This is a genomic window from Cupriavidus sp. 30B13 (genome assembly GCF_049059565.2).
Classification (GTDB): Bacteria; Pseudomonadota; Gammaproteobacteria; order Burkholderiales; family Burkholderiaceae; genus Cupriavidus.
The window spans coordinates 2,864,869-2,881,197 of sequence record NZ_CP188223.1 but is presented as its reverse complement, the minus strand read 5'-3'; the positions used below and the strand labels follow the sequence as shown (position 1 = coordinate 2,881,197).

General features: G+C 68.6%; 17 protein-coding genes and 1 tRNA gene. 8 read left to right on the top strand and 10 right to left on the bottom strand.

Annotated features, from left to right (window positions below; all coding sequences use genetic code 11):
• Nucleotides 1-110: 110 nt before the first annotated feature.
• Entirely contained in the window at nt 111-1,022 is a 912-nt protein-coding gene (gene nodI, locus ACKI2N_RS13290) for a nodulation factor ABC transporter ATP-binding protein NodI (protein ID WP_426989762.1), read from the bottom strand.
• Nucleotides 1,023-1,196: 174 nt separating this feature from the next.
• Here nodI and ACKI2N_RS13285 point away from each other — a divergent pair, with 174 nt between their 5' ends.
• Together ACKI2N_RS13285 and ACKI2N_RS13280 are read left to right on the top strand one after the other, a co-directional pair.
• Nucleotides 1,197-1,730 (top strand): PaaI family thioesterase, encoded by a 534-nt coding sequence (locus ACKI2N_RS13285; protein WP_420997088.1) that lies wholly within the window; start codon nt 1,197-1,199, stop codon nt 1,728-1,730.
• 27 nt (nt 1,731-1,757) lie between these two features.
• Entirely contained in the window at nt 1,758-2,375 is a 618-nt protein-coding gene (locus ACKI2N_RS13280; protein WP_420997089.1) for a LysE family translocator, read from the top strand.
• Nucleotides 2,376-2,713: 338 nt separating this feature from the next.
• Here ACKI2N_RS13280 and rpsU read toward each other — a convergent pair whose 3' ends face one another.
• Nucleotides 2,714-2,926, bottom strand: a complete 213-nt coding sequence (gene rpsU / locus ACKI2N_RS13275) for a 30S ribosomal protein S21 (RefSeq protein ID WP_029044331.1) — start codon at nt 2,924-2,926, stop codon at nt 2,714-2,716.
• A 36-nt stretch (nt 2,927-2,962) separates the two neighbouring features.
• Entirely contained in the window at nt 2,963-3,160 is a 198-nt protein-coding gene (locus ACKI2N_RS13270; RefSeq protein WP_006158572.1) for a cold-shock protein, read from the bottom strand.
• A 128-nt stretch (nt 3,161-3,288) separates the two neighbouring features.
• Here ACKI2N_RS13270 and ACKI2N_RS13265 point away from each other — a divergent pair.
• The 3 genes from ACKI2N_RS13265 (at nt 3,289) to ACKI2N_RS13255 (ending at nt 6,060) form a co-directional block, all read left to right on the top strand.
• Nucleotides 3,289-3,364, top strand: a tRNA-Met gene (locus ACKI2N_RS13265).
• A 239-nt stretch (nt 3,365-3,603) separates the two neighbouring features.
• Nucleotides 3,604-5,712, top strand: a complete 2,109-nt coding sequence (gene fusA / locus ACKI2N_RS13260) for an elongation factor G (RefSeq protein ID WP_420997090.1) — start codon at nt 3,604-3,606, stop codon at nt 5,710-5,712.
• 78 nt (nt 5,713-5,790) lie between these two features.
• Nucleotides 5,791-6,060, top strand: a complete 270-nt coding sequence (locus ACKI2N_RS13255) for a hypothetical protein (RefSeq protein WP_420997091.1) — start codon at nt 5,791-5,793, stop codon at nt 6,058-6,060.
• Nucleotides 6,061-6,154: 94 nt separating this feature from the next.
• On the opposite strand, the gene ACKI2N_RS13250 is transcribed toward ACKI2N_RS13255, so the two are convergent.
• Nucleotides 6,155-6,889, bottom strand: a complete 735-nt coding sequence (locus ACKI2N_RS13250) for a GntR family transcriptional regulator (RefSeq protein WP_420997092.1) — start codon at nt 6,887-6,889, stop codon at nt 6,155-6,157.
• 147 nt (nt 6,890-7,036) lie between these two features.
• On the opposite strand from ACKI2N_RS13250, the gene pcaB reads away from it, so the two are divergent.
• The 3 genes from pcaB to ACKI2N_RS13235 all read left to right on the top strand — a co-directional run bounded on the left by pcaB (nt 7,037) and on the right by ACKI2N_RS13235 (nt 11,305).
• Nucleotides 7,037-8,413 carry a 3-carboxy-cis,cis-muconate cycloisomerase gene (gene pcaB, locus ACKI2N_RS13245; protein ID WP_420997093.1) on the top strand — a complete coding sequence of 459 codons (1,377 nt, stop codon included), beginning with the start codon at nt 7,037-7,039 and terminating at the stop codon, nt 8,411-8,413.
• A 22-nt stretch (nt 8,414-8,435) separates the two neighbouring features.
• Nucleotides 8,436-9,830, top strand: coding sequence for a cation:dicarboxylate symporter family transporter (locus tag ACKI2N_RS13240; protein ID WP_420997094.1), 1,395 nt, complete (start codon nt 8,436-8,438; stop codon nt 9,828-9,830).
• Nucleotides 9,831-9,910: 80 nt separating this feature from the next.
• Nucleotides 9,911-11,305: a class II fumarate hydratase gene (locus ACKI2N_RS13235; protein WP_420997095.1), complete on the top strand. Its 1,395-nt coding sequence runs from the start codon at nt 9,911-9,913 to the stop codon at nt 11,303-11,305.
• Between the two features lie 13 nt (nt 11,306-11,318).
• Here the strand turns inward: ACKI2N_RS13235 and ACKI2N_RS13230 are convergent, their stop codons facing one another.
• The 6 genes from ACKI2N_RS13230 to ACKI2N_RS13205 form a co-directional block, all read right to left on the bottom strand.
• Entirely contained in the window at nt 11,319-12,080 is a 762-nt protein-coding gene (locus ACKI2N_RS13230; RefSeq protein ID WP_420997097.1) for a GntR family transcriptional regulator, read from the bottom strand.
• A gap of 163 nt (nt 12,081-12,243) precedes the next feature.
• Entirely contained in the window at nt 12,244-13,206 is a 963-nt protein-coding gene (locus ACKI2N_RS13225; RefSeq protein ID WP_420997098.1) for a Bug family tripartite tricarboxylate transporter substrate binding protein, read from the bottom strand.
• Nucleotides 13,207-13,232: 26 nt separating this feature from the next.
• Nucleotides 13,233-13,913, bottom strand: coding sequence for a 3-oxoacid CoA-transferase subunit B (locus ACKI2N_RS13220; RefSeq protein ID WP_420997099.1), 681 nt, complete (start codon nt 13,911-13,913; stop codon nt 13,233-13,235).
• A complete protein-coding gene (locus tag ACKI2N_RS13215; protein WP_420997100.1) occupies nt 13,910-14,581 on the bottom strand; it encodes a 3-oxoacid CoA-transferase subunit A in 672 nt (223 codons plus the stop codon). The genes ACKI2N_RS13220 and ACKI2N_RS13215 overlap by 4 nt, the downstream gene beginning before the upstream one ends.
• Nucleotides 14,582-14,683: 102 nt before the next feature.
• Nucleotides 14,684-15,853, bottom strand: a complete 1,170-nt coding sequence (locus ACKI2N_RS13210; protein ID WP_420997101.1) for an acetyl-CoA acetyltransferase — start codon at nt 15,851-15,853, stop codon at nt 14,684-14,686.
• A complete protein-coding gene (locus ACKI2N_RS13205; protein WP_420997102.1) occupies nt 15,850-16,260 on the bottom strand; it encodes a Zn-ribbon domain-containing OB-fold protein in 411 nt (136 codons plus the stop codon). Before ACKI2N_RS13205 ends, ACKI2N_RS13210 begins: the two co-directional genes overlap by 4 nt.
• Nucleotides 16,261-16,329 lie beyond the last annotated feature (69 nt).

The following is a 16,329-nucleotide window of genomic DNA, read 5'->3' as shown; positions in this document are numbered from 1 at the left end:
TTCAATGGTTCGGTCCGTTCGGCTGTGTCTCGTTGCCGGTGTCCCGGCGTGGCGGGTGCCCGTGCCGGCAGCTCGTGCCTGCTTGCGCCCTGTTGTGCCCTGCTTGCGCCTCAGTCGCGCATCTCGCGCCCGGTCAGCTTGAGAAAGACGTCCTCCAGGTTGGCGGGCCGGTGCAGGTAGCGCACGCCGGCGCGGCCATGCAGCGCGGCCAGCAGCGGGGCCGGCTCCTTCACGTAGCAGAACAGCGTCTCGCCGCTGATCTCGGTGCGCGTGGCCAGCGGCTGCAGCTCGCCGCGCAGCGGCTCCAGGTGGTCGCCGTAGACTTCCACCACGTCGCAGCCGATCTGGCTGTCGATCAGCTCATGCGGCTTGCCCTCGGCGATCTTGCTGCCGCCGTCGATCACGCACAGGTAGTTGCACAGGCGCTCGGCCTCCTCCATGAAATGGGTGGTCAGCAGGATGGTCTTGCCGCCGGCCAGCAGCGATTTCAGCCGCTCCCAGATCAGGTGGCGCGCCTGCGGGTCGAGGCCGGTGGTGGGCTCGTCCATGACCAGCAGGTCGGGGTCGTTGATCAGCGCGCGCGCTACCGTGAGGCGCCGCCGCATGCCGCCCGACAGGTCGCGCACCTGCGCGCCGGCGCGGCTCTCCAGGCGGGCGAACTCCAGCAGCGCCGGCACGCGGCGCTCGATCTCGGCGCGCTGCAGGCCAAAGTAGCGGCCGAAGATGCGCAGGTTCTCGACCACCGTGAAATCCGGGTCGAGGTTGTCGAACTGCGGCACCACGCCCACTCGCATGCGCGCCTGCGGCGCGCGCTGCGGGATCGGCTCGCCGCACAGCGTGAGCGAGCCGGAGGCCGGCGTGGTCAGCCCCAGCAGCAGGCGCAGCGTGGTGGTCTTGCCGGCACCGTTGGGCCCCAGCAGGCCGAAGCACTGGCCGCGCTGCACGCTCAGGCTCAGGTCGTTCACCACCATGGTGTCGCCGTATTGCTTGCTTACGTTGCGTAGTTCTAGGATGGCAGTCAAGGCAGGAGCCGGATCGGGGCGCGCCGCGGGCGCAATCCCGCCATTATGCAGGCAAGGCGGCGGATGTCTTGTGGCGCGGCGCAGCAAGGAAAGCCGGAACCGGTTATCTTGCTGGTTCGCGCCAGGCGCAGCCCGGCAGAAGAACAATACAAGGACAACAAGGAGATCGATACGATGAGCGCAGAGGACGTACTGGCCCAGTGGCGGGAAGACGAACGCCGGGCACGTGCAAGGCTGAGCGAGCCGGGCGTGGCGACGACGGCGCAGCTGGCCGAGCGCGCGGGCCTGCAGTTCTTCGAGGACATGATGGCGGGCAAGCTGCCTGGCGCGCCGATCGGGCAGCTGATGGATTTCGTGCCGGTGGAGTTCGGGTCCGGCCGCTTCGTGTTCCAGGGCACGCCCGGGCCGCAGCACTACAACCCGATCGGGACCGTGCACGGCGGCTACGCCGCCACACTGCTCGACTCCTGCGTGGGCTGCGCCGTGCACACCATGCTGCCGGCGGGCAAGGGCTACACCACGCTCGAGCTCAAGGTGAACTACGTGCGCCCGCTGACCACGCGCACCGGCCCCATCCGCGCCGAGGGCAAGGTGATCAGCCTGACCACGCAGATCGGCATCGCCGAGGGCCGCATCGTCGATGCGCAGGGCAAGCTCTACGCGTTCGCCACCACCACCTGCCTGGTCTTCCCGATGCCGGCCGCCTGAATCCTGAATCGACCAAAGGAGCTTCCCATGTCTTTCCAACACTGGCTGGCATTCGTGCTGACAAGCATCGTGCTGCTCATCATCCCGGGGCCGACCATCCTGCTGGTGATCGGCGATGCGCTGGCCCATCGCGGCCGCTCCGCCTATGCGACGGTGGCCGGCGTGGCCGCCGGCGACCTGACCGCCTTCACCTTGTCGATGGCCGGGCTGGGCGCGGTGCTCGCCACGTCGGCGGCCCTGTTCACGGCGCTGAAGTGGGCCGGCGCGGCCTACCTGGTCTACCTGGGCATCCAGGCTCTGCGCGGCGCCTCGCGCGCCGGCGCGACGGAGGTCGCGGCGCAGGCCGGCAGCAGCCGGCAGCGCTTTGCCAAGGCCTGGCTGGTGACGGCGCTCAACCCCAAGAGCATCGTCTTCTTCGTGGCTTTCGTGCCGCAATTCCTCGATGCCCGCCAGGCATTCTGGCCGCAGGCGGCGGTGCTGATCCCGACCTTCGTGGTGATGGCCACGGCCAATGCCGCGGTCTACGCCATGCTGGCGCGCGTGCTGGCCGGCCGGCTGACCACGCGGCGTGCGCAGGCCAATGTGCAGCGTGCCGGCGGCATCACGCTGATCGGCGCGGGCGCATTGATTGCAGCACGCAGCTAGGCGCGCGGACGGCGGGCGAGCGGATACCCTGGCGCGGCTGCGTGCCGGCGGGCGGGACTGCCGGGGAAAGGCGCGGCGCGCCGGTGAGCGGGCGAGCGCATGCGAGACGCCGGCCGCATCGATCCTGGCGGGATGGCGGGCTGGAATCCGGAGGTGGGCGGGGGATGAGCGGAAGCCTGGCCCCGGAGGGCCGGACTACCGCCGGTGCCGCGCGCAGGGAACGCGCGCGCAACGCAAATGGAAAAATCCGCCAGGTGATGCTTGGCGGATTTATGCGGCCCGCGCGGGCTGCGGCTATTCGCGCCGGAGCGCGCTGGCCGCTTCTTGCAGTGCCTGAATCAGTACAGCTTCTTCGGCAGCATTTGCATGCGCAGACGCTTGCGAAGGCGCGATTCCGCTGCCTTCTTCTTGCGCTTGCGCTCGGTCGTGGGCTTCTCGTAAGCGGTACGGCTCTTGAGTTCAACGATCAGGCCGGTCTGGAGGATGGCCCTACGGAAACGCCGCATTGCAACTTCAACGGGCTCACCGGGTTTCAAGACGATCTTAGTCAATTCTGTCCTTTAGCATTGCCGCGCGAGGCGGCGGGTTCAAACGGGGGAAACATTGGCCGCTTCAGGGCCTTTCTTGCCCTGTTGCGACTGGTATTGCACTCGCTGGTTATCTTGCAGCGGAGCACCCCCGCGAACCTGAGAGATGTGGACGAACAAGTCCTTGCCACCGGCGTCGGGGGTAATGAAGCCAAAACCCTTCTGGGCGTTGAAGAACTTGACGGTACCAGTTTCCATGAAGATTCCTCTTTAGAGCGCATAAAATGCGCCCACTTGCTTTTACATGTTTACGTAAACGCTGTCAAGGAAAGTTGCTGAAAACGCTTCACAAATTCGCATCAGTGGCGTATAGTACGCCCCTCTGACGCGGGGTGGAGCAGTTGGCAGCTCGTCGGGCTCATAACCCGAAGGTCGCAGGTTCAAGTCCTGCCCCCGCAACCAGACCGGTATTCTACTAAAAAGCCCGCCTCTTATCAGGTGGGCTTTTCTGTTTTTTACCTCCGCCTGCCGCCATTCTTGCGCCGCCTCGGCGCCTGGCGCCCGCGCGGCATGCTTCCGGCGGCAGCCCCGGCGCCCCCCGAAACGCTCCCGGCTCCCCGCCAGCCCGCGCCGCACAAGGCCCCCGATGCGCCGTCCGCAGAAGTGCTACTCTTTTGGGCGATGCCTACCAGGAGATCACCGTGAGCCGCAAAACCCCCATCGAGCGCTACCGGAACATCGGTATCAGCGCGCACATTGACGCCGGCAAGACCACCACCACCGAGCGCATCCTGTTCTACACCGGGGTCAATCACAAGATCGGCGAAGTGCACGATGGCGCAGCCACCATGGACTGGATGGAGCAGGAGCAGGAACGCGGCATCACCATCACCTCGGCCGCCACCACCGCCTTCTGGAAGGGCATGGCCGGCAACTATCCCGAGCACCGCATCAACATCATCGACACCCCGGGCCACGTGGACTTCACCATCGAGGTGGAGCGCTCGATGCGCGTGCTCGACGGCGCCTGCATGGTCTACGACGCGGTGGGCGGCGTGCAGCCGCAGTCCGAGACGGTCTGGCGCCAGGCCAACAAGTACAAGGTGCCGCGCATCGCCTTCGTCAACAAGATGGACCGCGTGGGCGCGGACTTCTTCCGCGTGCGCGCGCAGATCGCCGACCGCCTCAAGGGCAACCCGGTGCCGGTGCAGATCCCGATCGGCGCCGAGGACGGCTTCCAGGGCGTGATCGACCTGGTCAAGATGAAGGCCACCGTGTGGGACGACACCAGCCAGGGCCTGCATTTCGAGTATCGCGAGGTGCCCGCCGAACTGCTGGAGCTGGCCACCGAATGGCGCGAAAAGATGGTGGAAGCCGCGGCCGAGGCCAACGACGAGCTGCTGCACAAATACCTGGGCGGCGAGCCGCTGAGCGAAGCGGAAATCAAGGCGGCGCTGCGCCAGCGCACGGTCGCCAACGAGATCGTGCCGATGCTGTGCGGCAGCGCGTTCAAGAACAAGGGCGTGCAGACGCTGCTCGACGCGGTCATCGATTACCTGCCGTCGCCGGTCGACGTGCCCGCCATCCTCGGCCATACCCCGGACGACAAGGAAGCCGAGCGCCACCCCAGCGACGACGAGCCGTTCTCCGCGCTGGCCTTCAAGATCATGACCGACCCGTTCGTCGGGCAACTGATCTTCTTCCGCGTCTACTCCGGCGTGGTGAACTCCGGCGACACGGTCTACAACCCGGTCAAGGACAAGAAGGAACGCCTCGGGCGCATCCTGCAGATGCACGCCAACGTGCGCAGCGAGATCAAGGAAGTGCGCGCCGGCGACATCGCCGCGGCGGTCGGCCTCAAGGAGGCGACCACCGGCGACACGCTGTGCGATCCGGCCAACGTGATCATCCTCGAGCGCATGAGCTTCCCCGAGCCGGTGATCTCGCAGGCGGTCGAGCCCAAGACCAAGGCCGACCAGGAAAAGATGGGCCTGGCGCTGAACCGGCTGGCGCAGGAGGACCCGTCGTTCCGCGTGCATACCGACGAGGAGTCGGGCCAGACCATCATCTCCGGCATGGGCGAGCTGCACCTGGAAATCCTGGTGGACCGCATGAAGCGCGAGTTCAACGTGGATGCGTCGGTGGGCAAGCCGCAGGTGGCGTACCGCGAAACCATCAAGCAGGCTGTCAAGGACATCGAAGGCAAGTTCGTCAAGCAGTCCGGCGGGCGCGGCCAGTACGGCCACGTGGTGCTCGACCTCGAGCCGCAGCCGGCCGGCAAGGGCTACGAGTTCGTCGATGCGATCAAGGGCGGCGTGGTGCCGCGCGAATTCATTCCCGCCGTGGACAAGGGCATCCGCGAAACGCTGGAGACCGGCGTGCTGGCCGGCTATCCGGTGGTGGACGTCAAGGCCACGCTGGTGTTCGGCTCGTACCACGACGTGGATTCGAACGAGAACGCGTTCCGCATGGCCGGCTCGATGGCGTTCAAGGAAGGCATGCGCCGCGCCAAGCCGATCCTGCTCGAGCCGATGATGGCGGTGGAAGTCGAGACGCCCGAGGAGTTCACCGGCAACGTGATGGGCGACCTGTCGTCGCGGCGCGGCATCGTGCACGGCATGGAGGACATCGCGGGCGGCGGCGGCAAGCTGGTGCGCGCCGAGGTGCCGCTGGCCACCATGTTCGGCTACTCGACCTCGCTGCGCTCGCTGACCCAGGGACGCGCCACCTATACGATGGAATTCAAGCACTACACGGAAGCGCCGGCGAGCGTGGCGGAGGCCGTCATCAACAGCCGGCAGACGCGCTAGCGTGCCCTGAGCGGCAGGGCGAAGGTGCCGGCGGCCGGCGCGCCGCGCGGCGCCGCTTCGACTCGAAAGGAGAGTGCGATGGCCGAGCAGCTATATCCCCATTTGCCTGCCGATGAGCAGCACGAGGTCCAGGTCTTGTGCGAGCGGCTGGGCTTCGCACCCGACGATTTCGAGATCGCGCAGGAACAGGCCGACGCGGGCCAGCCGCGCCGCCTCGGCGTGCGCCGGTTGTCCACCAATGCGCAAAGCGCCTACGAGGCGCCGCCCGGGCTGGCGTGGATAGAAGAGCTGGAGAGCGACCTGGAGTGCGGCCTGTACGGGCAGCCGTCGCGCAGCGCCTCGGCGTAGCGGCGCCCGGCGGCGCCATGCCAGGGGCCGGCAACTGCCTTGCCGGCTTGTCGTTGGTGGCGACAGCCGCGCCTGGGCCGGTCCGCGCGCAGCGTCAGGCGCCCGACCGCTGCAGCCGCATCGATACGGAAAAGCGCTCCGCCGGATGCACGGAGACGGATACCTCGAACGTCTCGCCCGCCTTGTCGAGATAGCGGCGCACGATCTTCAGCGCGGCCGCGCCGGGATCGAGCCGCAGCGCGCGCGCCATGGCCGCGCTGGTCACCGTGCAGGCGCGCACGTCCTGGTGGATCTCGGCGATCTGGCGCCCGTAGCGCGTCTCGATCAAGGCGCTGATGAGCGTGTCCGGGGACGCCCGCACCAGTTCGCCGATCTCCGCATACGCCGGGTCCACGTAGACGTCGGTCCAGCCGATCGGCGCGCCGGCGGCATCGCCGGTCAGGCGCAGGCTGGAAACGCGCAGCCAGCGGCTGCCGCTCTCGCAGCCCAGCTCCTTGGCCAGCGCGCCGCTGGCCGTCACCTCGCCGACCGACTGCACCACGCGCAGGTGTTCCTCGCCGAACTGCACCAGATCATCGACCGAGGCCAGCGTTGGCCGGAAGACATTCTTCGGCTTCGCCGCCTCGACCCGCGTGCCGACGTTCTTGCGCCGCGAGACCAGGCCGAGCTGCTGCACTTCCTGCAGCGCGGCGCGGATCGTATGGCGGCTGGTCTGGTACTGCTCGCACAGCTCGAACTCGGTCGGCAGTAGCGAGCCGACCGCGAAGCGGCCGCTGGTGATGCCTTCGATCAACTGGCGGGCGATGTCGGCGTAATTAGGCTTGCTCATGCAAAGGCACTTTATTCGGATAAGCGGGATGGATAAGGGTTAACGCTTGGTTGAGAGGTTTGTCCGGACATATTACACTATGCATATGTCCGGACATATGGGTCCGCTCTCTCACTTGCTCACTTGCTCACTTGCACACCAGGCCACATGCTAACTTCCTCCCTTCCGGCGGCAAGCACCGTCGTTGATTCCATCCTGTTTCGCGACGCGTTCGGCACGCAGAAGATGCGGCAGGTATTTTCCGACGGCGCGCTGATCCAGCGCTACATCGAGGTCGAGGTGGCGCTGGCGCGGGCCGAGGCGCGCGCCGGCGTGATCCCCGCGGACGCGGCCGAGGTGATCGCGCGGGAAGCGAAGATCGAGCGCATCGACTTCGACCACATGCGCGAGGAAACCGACATCGTCGGCTACCCGATCCTGCCGCTGGTGCACCAGCTGGTGGGCATGTGCGGCGAGGCCGGGCGCTACGTGCACTGGGGCGCCACCACGCAGGACATCATGGACACCGCGGTCGCGCTGCAGGTGCGCGACGCGCTCGACAGCATCGACGCGGACGTGCGCGAGCTGCGCGGCGTGCTGGCCGCGCTGGCGCGCAAGCACCGCGACACGCCGATGGCCGGGCGCACCCATCTCCAGCAAGCGTTGCCGGTGACCTTCGGCTACAAGGTCGCGATCTGGCTGGCGATGTTCGACCGCCACCAGCAGCGCATCGCCGAGCTGCGGCCGCGCGTCGCGGTGGTCGAGTTCGGCGGCGCGGCGGGCACGCTCGCCTCGCTCGGCGACAAGGGCTTCGAGGTGCAGCAGGCGCTGGCCGAAGAGCTGGGCCTCGGCGTGCCGGCCACCACCTGGCACGTGGCGCGCGACGGCTTCGCCGAAGCCGTCAACCTGCTGGCGCTGGTGACCGGCTCGCTGGGCAAGATCGCGCTCGACATCATGATCATGGCGTCGACCGAGTTCGCCGAGGTCTACGAGCCGTTCGTCAAGGGCCGCGGCGCGAGCAGCACCATGCCGCAGAAGCGCAATCCCATCTCCAGCGAGCTGATGCTCGCCGCCGCCAAGGCGGTGCGCCAGCATGCGGGGCTGATGGTGGATGCCATGGTGCAGGATTTCGAGCGCGCCACCGGCCCGTGGCACGCCGAGTGGATCGCCATCCCGGAGAGCTTCATCCTCGCCTCCGGCGCGCTGCACCAGGCCAAGTTCGCGCTCGGCGGACTGATCGTCGACGAGGCGCGCATGAAGCACAACCTGGGCATCTCGCGCGGCCTGATCGTGGCCGAGGCGGTGATGATGGGCATGGCGCCGTACATCGGCCGCCAGCAGGCGCACGATGTGGTCTACGACGCCTGCCGCACCGTCAACGAGCAGGGCGGCACGCTGGCCGAGGCGCTGGCCGCGCTGCCCGCGGTCACCGCGCACTTCGACCGCGCCGCCATCGAGCGCATGACCGACCCCGCCAACTACCTGGGCCTCGCGCCGCAGATGGTGGACCGCGCCCTCGCGCTGTCGGCGCAGGCCGGGGCCTGAAACAGAGGTGGAGGAAGACATCATGCACAACGAATCCGCCGGCGCCGCCACGACGGCGCCGCCCAGGCGCCTGCCCTGGTACCGCAAGCTCGGCATGCAGGTGCTGCTGGCCCTGATACTCGGCATCGCGGTCGGCTTTGCCTTTCCGAAGCTCGCGCCGCAGCTCAAGCTGCTGGGCGACATGTTCCTGTCGCTGATCAAGGCGGGCGTGGCGCCGCTGGTGTTCCTCACCATCGTGCACGGCATCGCCTCGGCCGGCGACGTGCGCAGCGCCGGGCGCGTGGGCTGGCGCTCGATCGTCTACTTCGAGGTGATTTCCACCATCGCGCTCGTGTTCGGCCTGTTCGCCGGCAACCTGCTGCAGACCGGCAAGGGCATGGCGGCGGCCGCCACCGGCGCCGCGCCCGTGGCCGCGGCCAAGGCGGCGCCGCCGCAGGGCTTCCTGGAGTTCATGCTCCACATCGTGCCGGACAACTTCGTCGGCGCCTTCGCCAAGGGCGAGCTGCTGCAGGTGGTGGTGCTCGCGGTGATGGTCGGCATCGGCATCCTGGCGATCCCGGAGTCGCGGCGCGCCAAGGTCAACGACGGCCTCGAGACCATCTCCGAGGTGCTGTTCTCCTTCATCAACCTGGTGATGAAGCTCGCGCCGATCGGCACGTTCGGCGCGGTGGCCTACTCGGTGGGCAGCAACGGCGCCGCCGTGCTGGTCGCGCTGGCCCAGCTGGTGCTGAGCTTCTACGCGGTGGTGGTGCTGTTCATCGCGGTGGTCATGGGGCTGGCTGCCCGGCTGGCGGGCTTCAGCCTCTGGCGTTTCCTGCGCTACATCAAGGACGAGATCCTGATCGTGCTCGGCACGGCGTCGTCCGAGAGCGCGCTGCCGCGCCTGCTGATCAAGCTGCAGCGCCTGGGCTGCGCCAAGCAGACGGTCGGGCTGGTGCTGCCGACGGGCTACGCGTTCAACCTCGACGGCACCTCCATCTTCATGGCGATGGGCGTGATGTTCATCTCGCATGCCTACGGCGTGCCGCTGACGCTGGACCACCAGATCGGCATCCTGCTGCTGATGCTGCTGACCTCGAAGGGCGCCGCGACCGTATCGGGCGGCTCGTTCGTGGTGTTCGCCGCGACCGTGACTTCCACCGGCCTGCTGCCGGTGGAAGGGCTGGCGGTGATCTTTGGTGTCTACCGCTTCCTTTCGATGGCCATCTCCACCTGCAACACCATCGGCAACGGCGTGGCGACGGTGGTGGTGGCGAAGTGGTCGGGCACGTTCGACGCCAAGGTGGCCGAACCGTACTTCTATCCCGAGCGCTATCCCGGCTTCGCCGCGGACGATGCGGTGGTCGAGGCCGATCCGCACGGCGCCGGCCTTCCGCGCGAGGGCGGCATCGCGCTGCCCAAGGCGCCCACGCTCTGACCTGCGCGCCGCTCCGGCAGGCCGCTTCCATCGCATCGAACCGAATATCGCATCGAACCGAATCAACCCAAGTGAACACCATGACGGCTACCCGCGTCGAGCATGACGCCTTCGGCCCGGTCGAGATTCCGGCCGACCGCTACTGGGGCGCGCAGACGCAGCGCGCGCTCGGCGTATTCGAGGTCGGCGAGGAGCGCTTCCCGGCCTGCCTGATCCACGCCTTCGGCCTGCACAAGATGGCGGCGGCGCGCGCCAACGTGCGCTGCGCCGCGCTGGATCCCGCGCTGGCGCAAAGCATCGAGGCGGCCGCGGCGGAATTGCGCGGCGGCCGTTTCGACGCGCATTTTCCGCTCACCATCTGGCAGACCGGCTCGGGCACCCAGACCAACATGAACGCCAACGAGGTGATCGCCAACCGCGCCAACGAGCTGCTCGGCCAGCCGCTCGGCACCAAATCTCCGGTGCATCCGAACGACCACGTGAACGCGTCGCAGTCCTCCAACGACAGCTTCCCGACCGTGATGCAGATGGCCGCGGCGCTGGAGACGCGCGAGCGCCTGCAGCCGGCGCTGGTCCTGCTGCGCGACACGCTGCAGGAGCGCGCGCGCGCCTTCGCGGGCGTGCTCAAGGTGGCGCGCACGCACCTGATGGACGCCGTGCCGATGACGATGGCGCAGGCGTTCGACAGCTTCGCCGCGCAGGCGGCCAACGGACTCGCGCGGCTGGACAGCGTCCTGCCGCGCCTGCTGGTGCTGCCCCAGGGCGGCACGGCGGCGGGGACCGGCCTCAATGCGCCGCGCGGTTTCGACCGGGCCTTCTGCGAAGAAGCCAGCCAGCTTGCCGGCCTCGCGTTCAGCCCCAGCCCCTGCAAGGTCGAGGGCATGGCCGCGCACGACGCGCTGGTCGAGCTGTCGGGCGTGCTCAACGTCATCGCCACCTCGCTGGCCAAGATCGCCAACGACCTGCGCTGGCTGGGCTCGGGCCCGCGCTGCGGCCTCGGCGAGCTGGCCATCCCGGACGATGGGCTGACCTCGTCGATCATGCCCGGCAAGCGCAATCCGACCATTGCGGAGGTGGCGGTCCAGGCCGCCATGCAGGTCATGGGCAACCACGTCACGGTCACCATGGCGGGCGCGTCGGGCAACTTCGAGCTCAATGTCGCCAAGCCGGTGCTGATCCACAACGTGCTGCAGTCGATCCGCGTCTTGTCGGACAGCATGGGCGTGCTGGCGCGCAAGCTGGTGGCGGGGCTGGAGGTGAACCGCGAGCGGCTGGCGGCCAACGTGGACGGCGCGCTGCTGGCCGTGACCGCGCTCAATCCGGTGATCGGCTACGACCGCGCCGCGCGCATCACGCGCACCGCGCTCGAGCGCGGCATCGCGCCGCGCGCGGCGGCGATCGAGCTGGGGCTGCTGAGCGGGGAAGAGTACGACCGCCTGGTCGATCCCGCGAAGATGGCGCGCGGGCAGGCCTAGCGCGCCGGCGGGATCAGGCCGGCGCCGTGCCGGCGGGTTGCATCCGCCGCTGCAGCACCGTCGTGTAGCTGAAGCGGTCGGCGGGCTGGATGCTGATGGAGACTTCCATCAGTGTGTTCGACTGGTCGTAGTACTGTCGCACGAATTCGAGCGCGTGGGCGCCGGGCTCCACGCCGAGCTTGGCCGCCAGCGCTTCCGGCACGCCCACGGCCCTGGCGGTCTGCCGGATCTCCATGACCACGCTGCCGGTCACGTCGTTGATGAGGTCGCAGATCAGTTCCTGCGTATGGCGCAGCTGGCGGCGGATCTTGTTGCCGTCGGCCGCCCGCACGTACACATGGAACCACGCGACCGGGTAGGCGTGCGTGAGCGGGTCGGCGCGCGCCGCCTGCACCTCCATCCAGTGCGTGCCGGGCGCGCAGCCCAGGCGCGCGGCCATTTCCACGTCCACCACGATGTTCTTGATGCTGTGTATCACGCGCTGCGTGTTGGCGCTGTACTGCATCAGTTCTTCGACGGTGGAGATGGTGGGCGCGTAGCCGGTGGCGGGCGGCGCCGATGCTTCCACCCGCGTGCCGGCGCGCTTGCGGCGCGAGATCAGCCCGAGCGCCTGGATCTGGTCGAGCGCCGCGCGCACCGTGCCCCGGCCGACACCGTACTTCTCCGCGAGTTCGAGTTCGCCGGGCAGGCAGCTGCCCACGGGATAGGCGCCGGAGGAGATGTCGTTCAACAACATCTCCGTCAGCTCGACGTAACGCGGCTTGATAACGCTCACAGCTTTTGCGACCCCAGGTTGGTTGACCAGCGGATTATATCGCCGCGCCCGGCGCGTTCCGCTGGGCCGGCGCCGTCCGGGCCCGGGGCAAAGCCCCGCGGGCGCAGGCGGGCGCGGGGCAGTCCGGCAGGAAAGGCAGGCCGGCGATGTCGCGTCCCGGTCCTCACTCGAGCTTGATGTTGGCGTCCTTGACCACCTTGGACCAGCGCGTCATCTCCTGCTTGATGTAGTCCATGAACGCGGACGGCGTGGAGGGCGCGGGGATGTAGCCGAGGTCGCCCACGGTCTTGCGGAACTGCGCGTCGGCCAGCGTCTCGGCGACCGCCTTGTTGAGCACGGCGACCACGTTGTCCGGCGTGCCGGCCGGCGCGAGCAGGCCATACCATCCCTGCACTTCGTAGCCTTTCAGGCCGCCTTCCTGCACGGTCGGCGTATTGGGCGTCAGCGCCAGGCGCGTGGAGCTGGTGACCGCCAGCGCGCGCAGCTTGCCGGCCTGCGCCTGGTTCAGGCTGTCCGGGCCGGCGAACACGGCGTTGACCTCGCCGCCCATGGCCGCGGCGATGGAGGGGCCGCCGCCCTTGTAGGGCACGTGGAGCAGCTTCACGCCGGCCATGTTCGAGAACAGCTCCAGCGCCAGGTGGCTGGTGTTGCCGTTGCCCGCCGACCCGACCGAGACCGCGCCCGGATGCTCCCTGGCGTATTGGATGAACTCGGGGATGGTCTTGGGCCCGAACTTCGGGTTGGTGTAGAGCACCAGCGGCAGCTTGGCCACCATCGACACCGGCTTGAAGTCCTTCACCGAGTCGTACGGCAGGTTGGGGTACAAGCTGGGGTTGATCGCGTGCGCGGCCAGCACCATCACCAGCGTGTAGCCGTCCGGCGTGGCGCGCGCCACGTACTGCGTGGCGATCGCGCCGCTGGCGCCGGCCTTGTACTGCACCACCACCGGCACGCCCAGGTATTTCTGCAGGCCCGCCGACAGCGGCCGCGCCACCACGTCGGCGGTGCCGCCGGGCGGGTAGGGGATGATCAGCTCGACGGGGCGGTCGGGGAAGGCCGCCGCGCCGGCGGCGGTGGCGGCAAACAACAGCGCGGCGCCGAGCAGGCGGGTGATTCTGGTATGCATTTGTCTCTCTCCGTACGTATTGATTTTCAGATCAGGATAAGGTTGTCCGGGAACGTGAGCGGCGCCGCGGTGGCGGCCTGCAGCTCGGCCCTGGACACGCCTTCGGCCAGGGCCCGCACGACGAATCCGCGCTGCGCGTCGACGTCGATGATCGCCATGTCGGTGTACACGGTGTCGACCGCGCCCTTGCCGGTGAGCGGGAAGGTGCAGTTGCGCAGCAGGCGGGGCTTGCCGTCGCGCGTGGTGTGTTCCATCACCACGATGACCTTGCGCGCCCCGGCCACCAGGTCCATGGCGCCGCCGATGCCGGGCACGGCGTCCGCGTCGTCGGTGGCCCAGCTGGCGATGTCGCCTTCGCACGAAACCTGGAAGGCGCCGAGGATGGTGGCGTCGAGGTGGCCGCCGCGCATCATGGAAAACGACAGCGACTGGTCGCAGATGGACGCGCCCGGGATCAGCTGCACGTGCGCCTTGCTGGCATTGATCAGGTCTTCGTCGCCGGGGTCGCCGGCAGTCACGTCCTCGATGCCGAGGATGCCGTTCTCGCTGTGGAGCACGATTTCCTTCCGCGGGTCGAGGTGGCGCGCCACCAGCGTGGGCATGCCCAGGCCGATATTGACGTAGCTGCCGGGCCGGATGTCGGCGGCGACCAGCTGCGCGACGCGGTCGCGGCTCAGTTTCCTGCTGTGGCTCATGGTGTCGCTCATTGCTTGCCGTCCTTGCGCACGATCTTGCTGACGAAGATGCCCGGGGTGACCACCGTCTCGGGCGGCATGAATCCGAGCGGCAGGATGTCGTCGACCTGGGCGATGGTGGTCCGGGCCGCGGTGCACATCACCGGGCCGAAGCCGCGCGCGGCCAGGCGGTAGGTGAGGTTGCCCCAGCGGTCGCCGTGATACGCCTTGACCAGCGCGAAGTCGGCATGCAGCGGCTCCTCGAGCACGTAGCCGCGCCCGTTGTAGACGCATTGCTGCTTGCCTTCGGCCAGCGGCGTGCCGTAGCCGGTCGGCGTGTAGAACGGGCCGAGCCCGGCGCCGGCGGCGCGCATGCGTTCGATCAGCGTGCCTTGCGGCACCAGCTCCAGCGCGATCTTCCTGTTCTTGTACAGGTCGCGGAAGACGTCGGCGCCGGACGACTTGGGGTAGGTGCAGATCATCTTGCGCACGCGCCCGGCGGCGAGCAGCGCGGCCAGGCCCGTGGTGCCGGTGCCGGCGTTGTTGCTGATGATGGTCAGGCCGGTGGCGCCGTGCTCGATGAGCGCGTGCAGCAGCTCGCGCGGCAGGCCCGAGTCGCCGAAGCCGGTCACCATTACCGAGGCGCCGTCGCCGATGCCCGACACGGCGTCGAGCAGGCTGGGCGAAATCTTGTTGATCATGAAGGTCTCTTCCTTGGCTCTTCCTGGGCGACAGGCGTGAGCGCCTGTCCGATTTTCCCGTCTGTGTTTCCGCCGGCGATCCCGCCGGCTTCCTGCCGGGCCCTACAGCGCGGCGGCGGTGCCGAGGATCGCGGTCGACTGGCTCGACAGCGTGGCGCCGTTGCCGTGCACCAGCGCCACCTCGGCCTTCTGCTGCCGCGCGCCGGCTTCACCGCGCAGCTGGCGCACGGCCTCGATGACGAGGAAAATGCCGTACATGCCCGGGTGCCCGAACGACAGGCCGCCGCCGTTGGTGTTGACCGGCAGCGCGCCGCCCGGCGCGATGGCGCCGCCGCTGACGAAATTCCCCCCTTCGCCCTTGGGGCAGAAACCGAGGTCTTCGAGAAACAGGATGGTGTTGATGGTGAACGCGTCGTACAGGCACAGCAGGTCGATGTCGTCCTTGGTCACGCCCGCCATGCGGTAGGCGCGCTGCCCCGATTCGGTCGCGGCCGTCACGGTCAGGTCATGCATCGAGGAAATCTGGCGGTGCCACAGTGCCGAGGCATTGCCGAGCACGTAGGCCGGCGGCTTCGGCGTGTCGCGCGCGCGCTCGCTGCGCACCAGCACGAAGGCGCCGGCGCCGTCGGTCAGCAGGCAGCAGTCGCGCACCGTGAGCGGGTCGCAGATCATGCGCGAGGCCAGCACGTCCGCGACGCCGAGCGGGTCGCGGGAATAGGCCTCGGGGTTCAGGCGCGCCCATGCCCGCGCGGCGACCGCCACTTCCGCGAGCTGCTCGCGCGTGGTGCCGAACTTGGCCATGTGGCGCGCCGCGGCAAGCGCGTAGGCGCTGATGGGCTGCATCGGCTGGTATGGCGTCTCATAAGGCTGCGGGTCCAGCACCTGCCGCATCTTGCCCACCGCGGCGCGGTCGACCGCGCCGCTGCGCTGCGTGCTGCCGTAGCAGACCAGCACGGCGTTGCATTCGCCGGCGGCCAGCGCGTGCATGGCCGGCAGCAGGTGGGCGACGAAGCTCGAGCCGCCGAGCATGGTGCTGTCGACGAAGGCCGGGCGGATGCCGAGGTATTCGGCCACCGGCATGGCCCACATGGTGGCCGACGCGCTGCACGTGCACAGGCCGTCGATGTCCGCCATGGTCATGCCGGCATCGGCCACCGCGCGCGCGGCTGCCTGTGCCAGGATTTCCATTTCCGTATAGCCGCGGGCGTTGCCCAGGCCCGCCTGTCCGACGCCGACGATGGCCGTCGCGCCGCGCAATGCCGACGTGCTCATGCCGCGTCCTCCGCCAGCGTGAAGACCACGAGATGCGTCTCGCCCTCCGGGCGCAGGCGCGCGCGCACGCGGTCGCCGATCTTCGGGGCGGCCGGGTCGCGGGCTTCGATCTGGCTCATCATGCGGAATCCTTCGTCGAGGTCGACCAGGCACAGGTTGCGGTCGCCGCCGGCTTCGGCCGGGCGCCGCATGACGGTGGTCGAATGCACCGTGCCGCCGCCGGCCGGGGCGATCCAGTCGAACTCGCCGGCGCCGCAGTTCAGGCAATGCACGCGCGGGTAGAACACCACGGTGCCGCAGGCGCGGCATTGCGGCACCCGCCACTCGCCGCCGTCCAGGTAGCGGAAATAGGTCTGCTCGGGTCCGGACGCGGGTGCCGCGCCGTCCCTCATCTCTGGCTTTGACATGGTCGTCTTGTTGTCCTGTCGTCCTGTCGTCTTGTCGTTTTATCGTCTGGTTGTCTTGCCGCCCGCGTG

Coding starts and splice junctions, on each gene's coding strand:
- ACKI2N_RS13220 (WP_420997099.1), bottom strand. CDS start 13,913: ATGAGCGACACCATGAGCCACAGCAGGAAACTGAGCCGCGACCGCGTC.
- ACKI2N_RS13280 (WP_420997089.1), top strand. CDS start 1,758: ATGTCTTTCCAACACTGGCTGGCATTCGTGCTGACAAGCATCGTGCTG.
- ACKI2N_RS13240 (WP_420997094.1), top strand. CDS start 8,436: ATGCACAACGAATCCGCCGGCGCCGCCACGACGGCGCCGCCCAGGCGC.
- ACKI2N_RS13210 (WP_420997101.1), bottom strand. CDS start 15,853: ATGAGCACGTCGGCATTGCGCGGCGCGACGGCCATCGTCGGCGTCGGA.
- ACKI2N_RS13225 (WP_420997098.1), bottom strand. CDS start 13,206: ATGCATACCAGAATCACCCGCCTGCTCGGCGCCGCGCTGTTGTTTGCC.
- ACKI2N_RS13205 (WP_420997102.1), bottom strand. CDS start 16,260: ATGTCAAAGCCAGAGATGAGGGACGGCGCGGCACCCGCGTCCGGACCC.
- ACKI2N_RS13250 (WP_420997092.1), bottom strand. CDS start 6,889: ATGAGCAAGCCTAATTACGCCGACATCGCCCGCCAGTTGATCGAAGGC.
- ACKI2N_RS13255 (WP_420997091.1), top strand. CDS start 5,791: ATGGCCGAGCAGCTATATCCCCATTTGCCTGCCGATGAGCAGCACGAG.
- ACKI2N_RS13215 (WP_420997100.1), bottom strand. CDS start 14,581: ATGATCAACAAGATTTCGCCCAGCCTGCTCGACGCCGTGTCGGGCATC.
- pcaB (WP_420997093.1), top strand. CDS start 7,037: ATGCTAACTTCCTCCCTTCCGGCGGCAAGCACCGTCGTTGATTCCATC.
- ACKI2N_RS13285 (WP_420997088.1), top strand. CDS start 1,197: ATGAGCGCAGAGGACGTACTGGCCCAGTGGCGGGAAGACGAACGCCGG.
- ACKI2N_RS13235 (WP_420997095.1), top strand. CDS start 9,911: ATGACGGCTACCCGCGTCGAGCATGACGCCTTCGGCCCGGTCGAGATT.
- ACKI2N_RS13270 (WP_006158572.1), bottom strand. CDS start 3,160: ATGGAAACTGGTACCGTCAAGTTCTTCAACGCCCAGAAGGGTTTTGGC.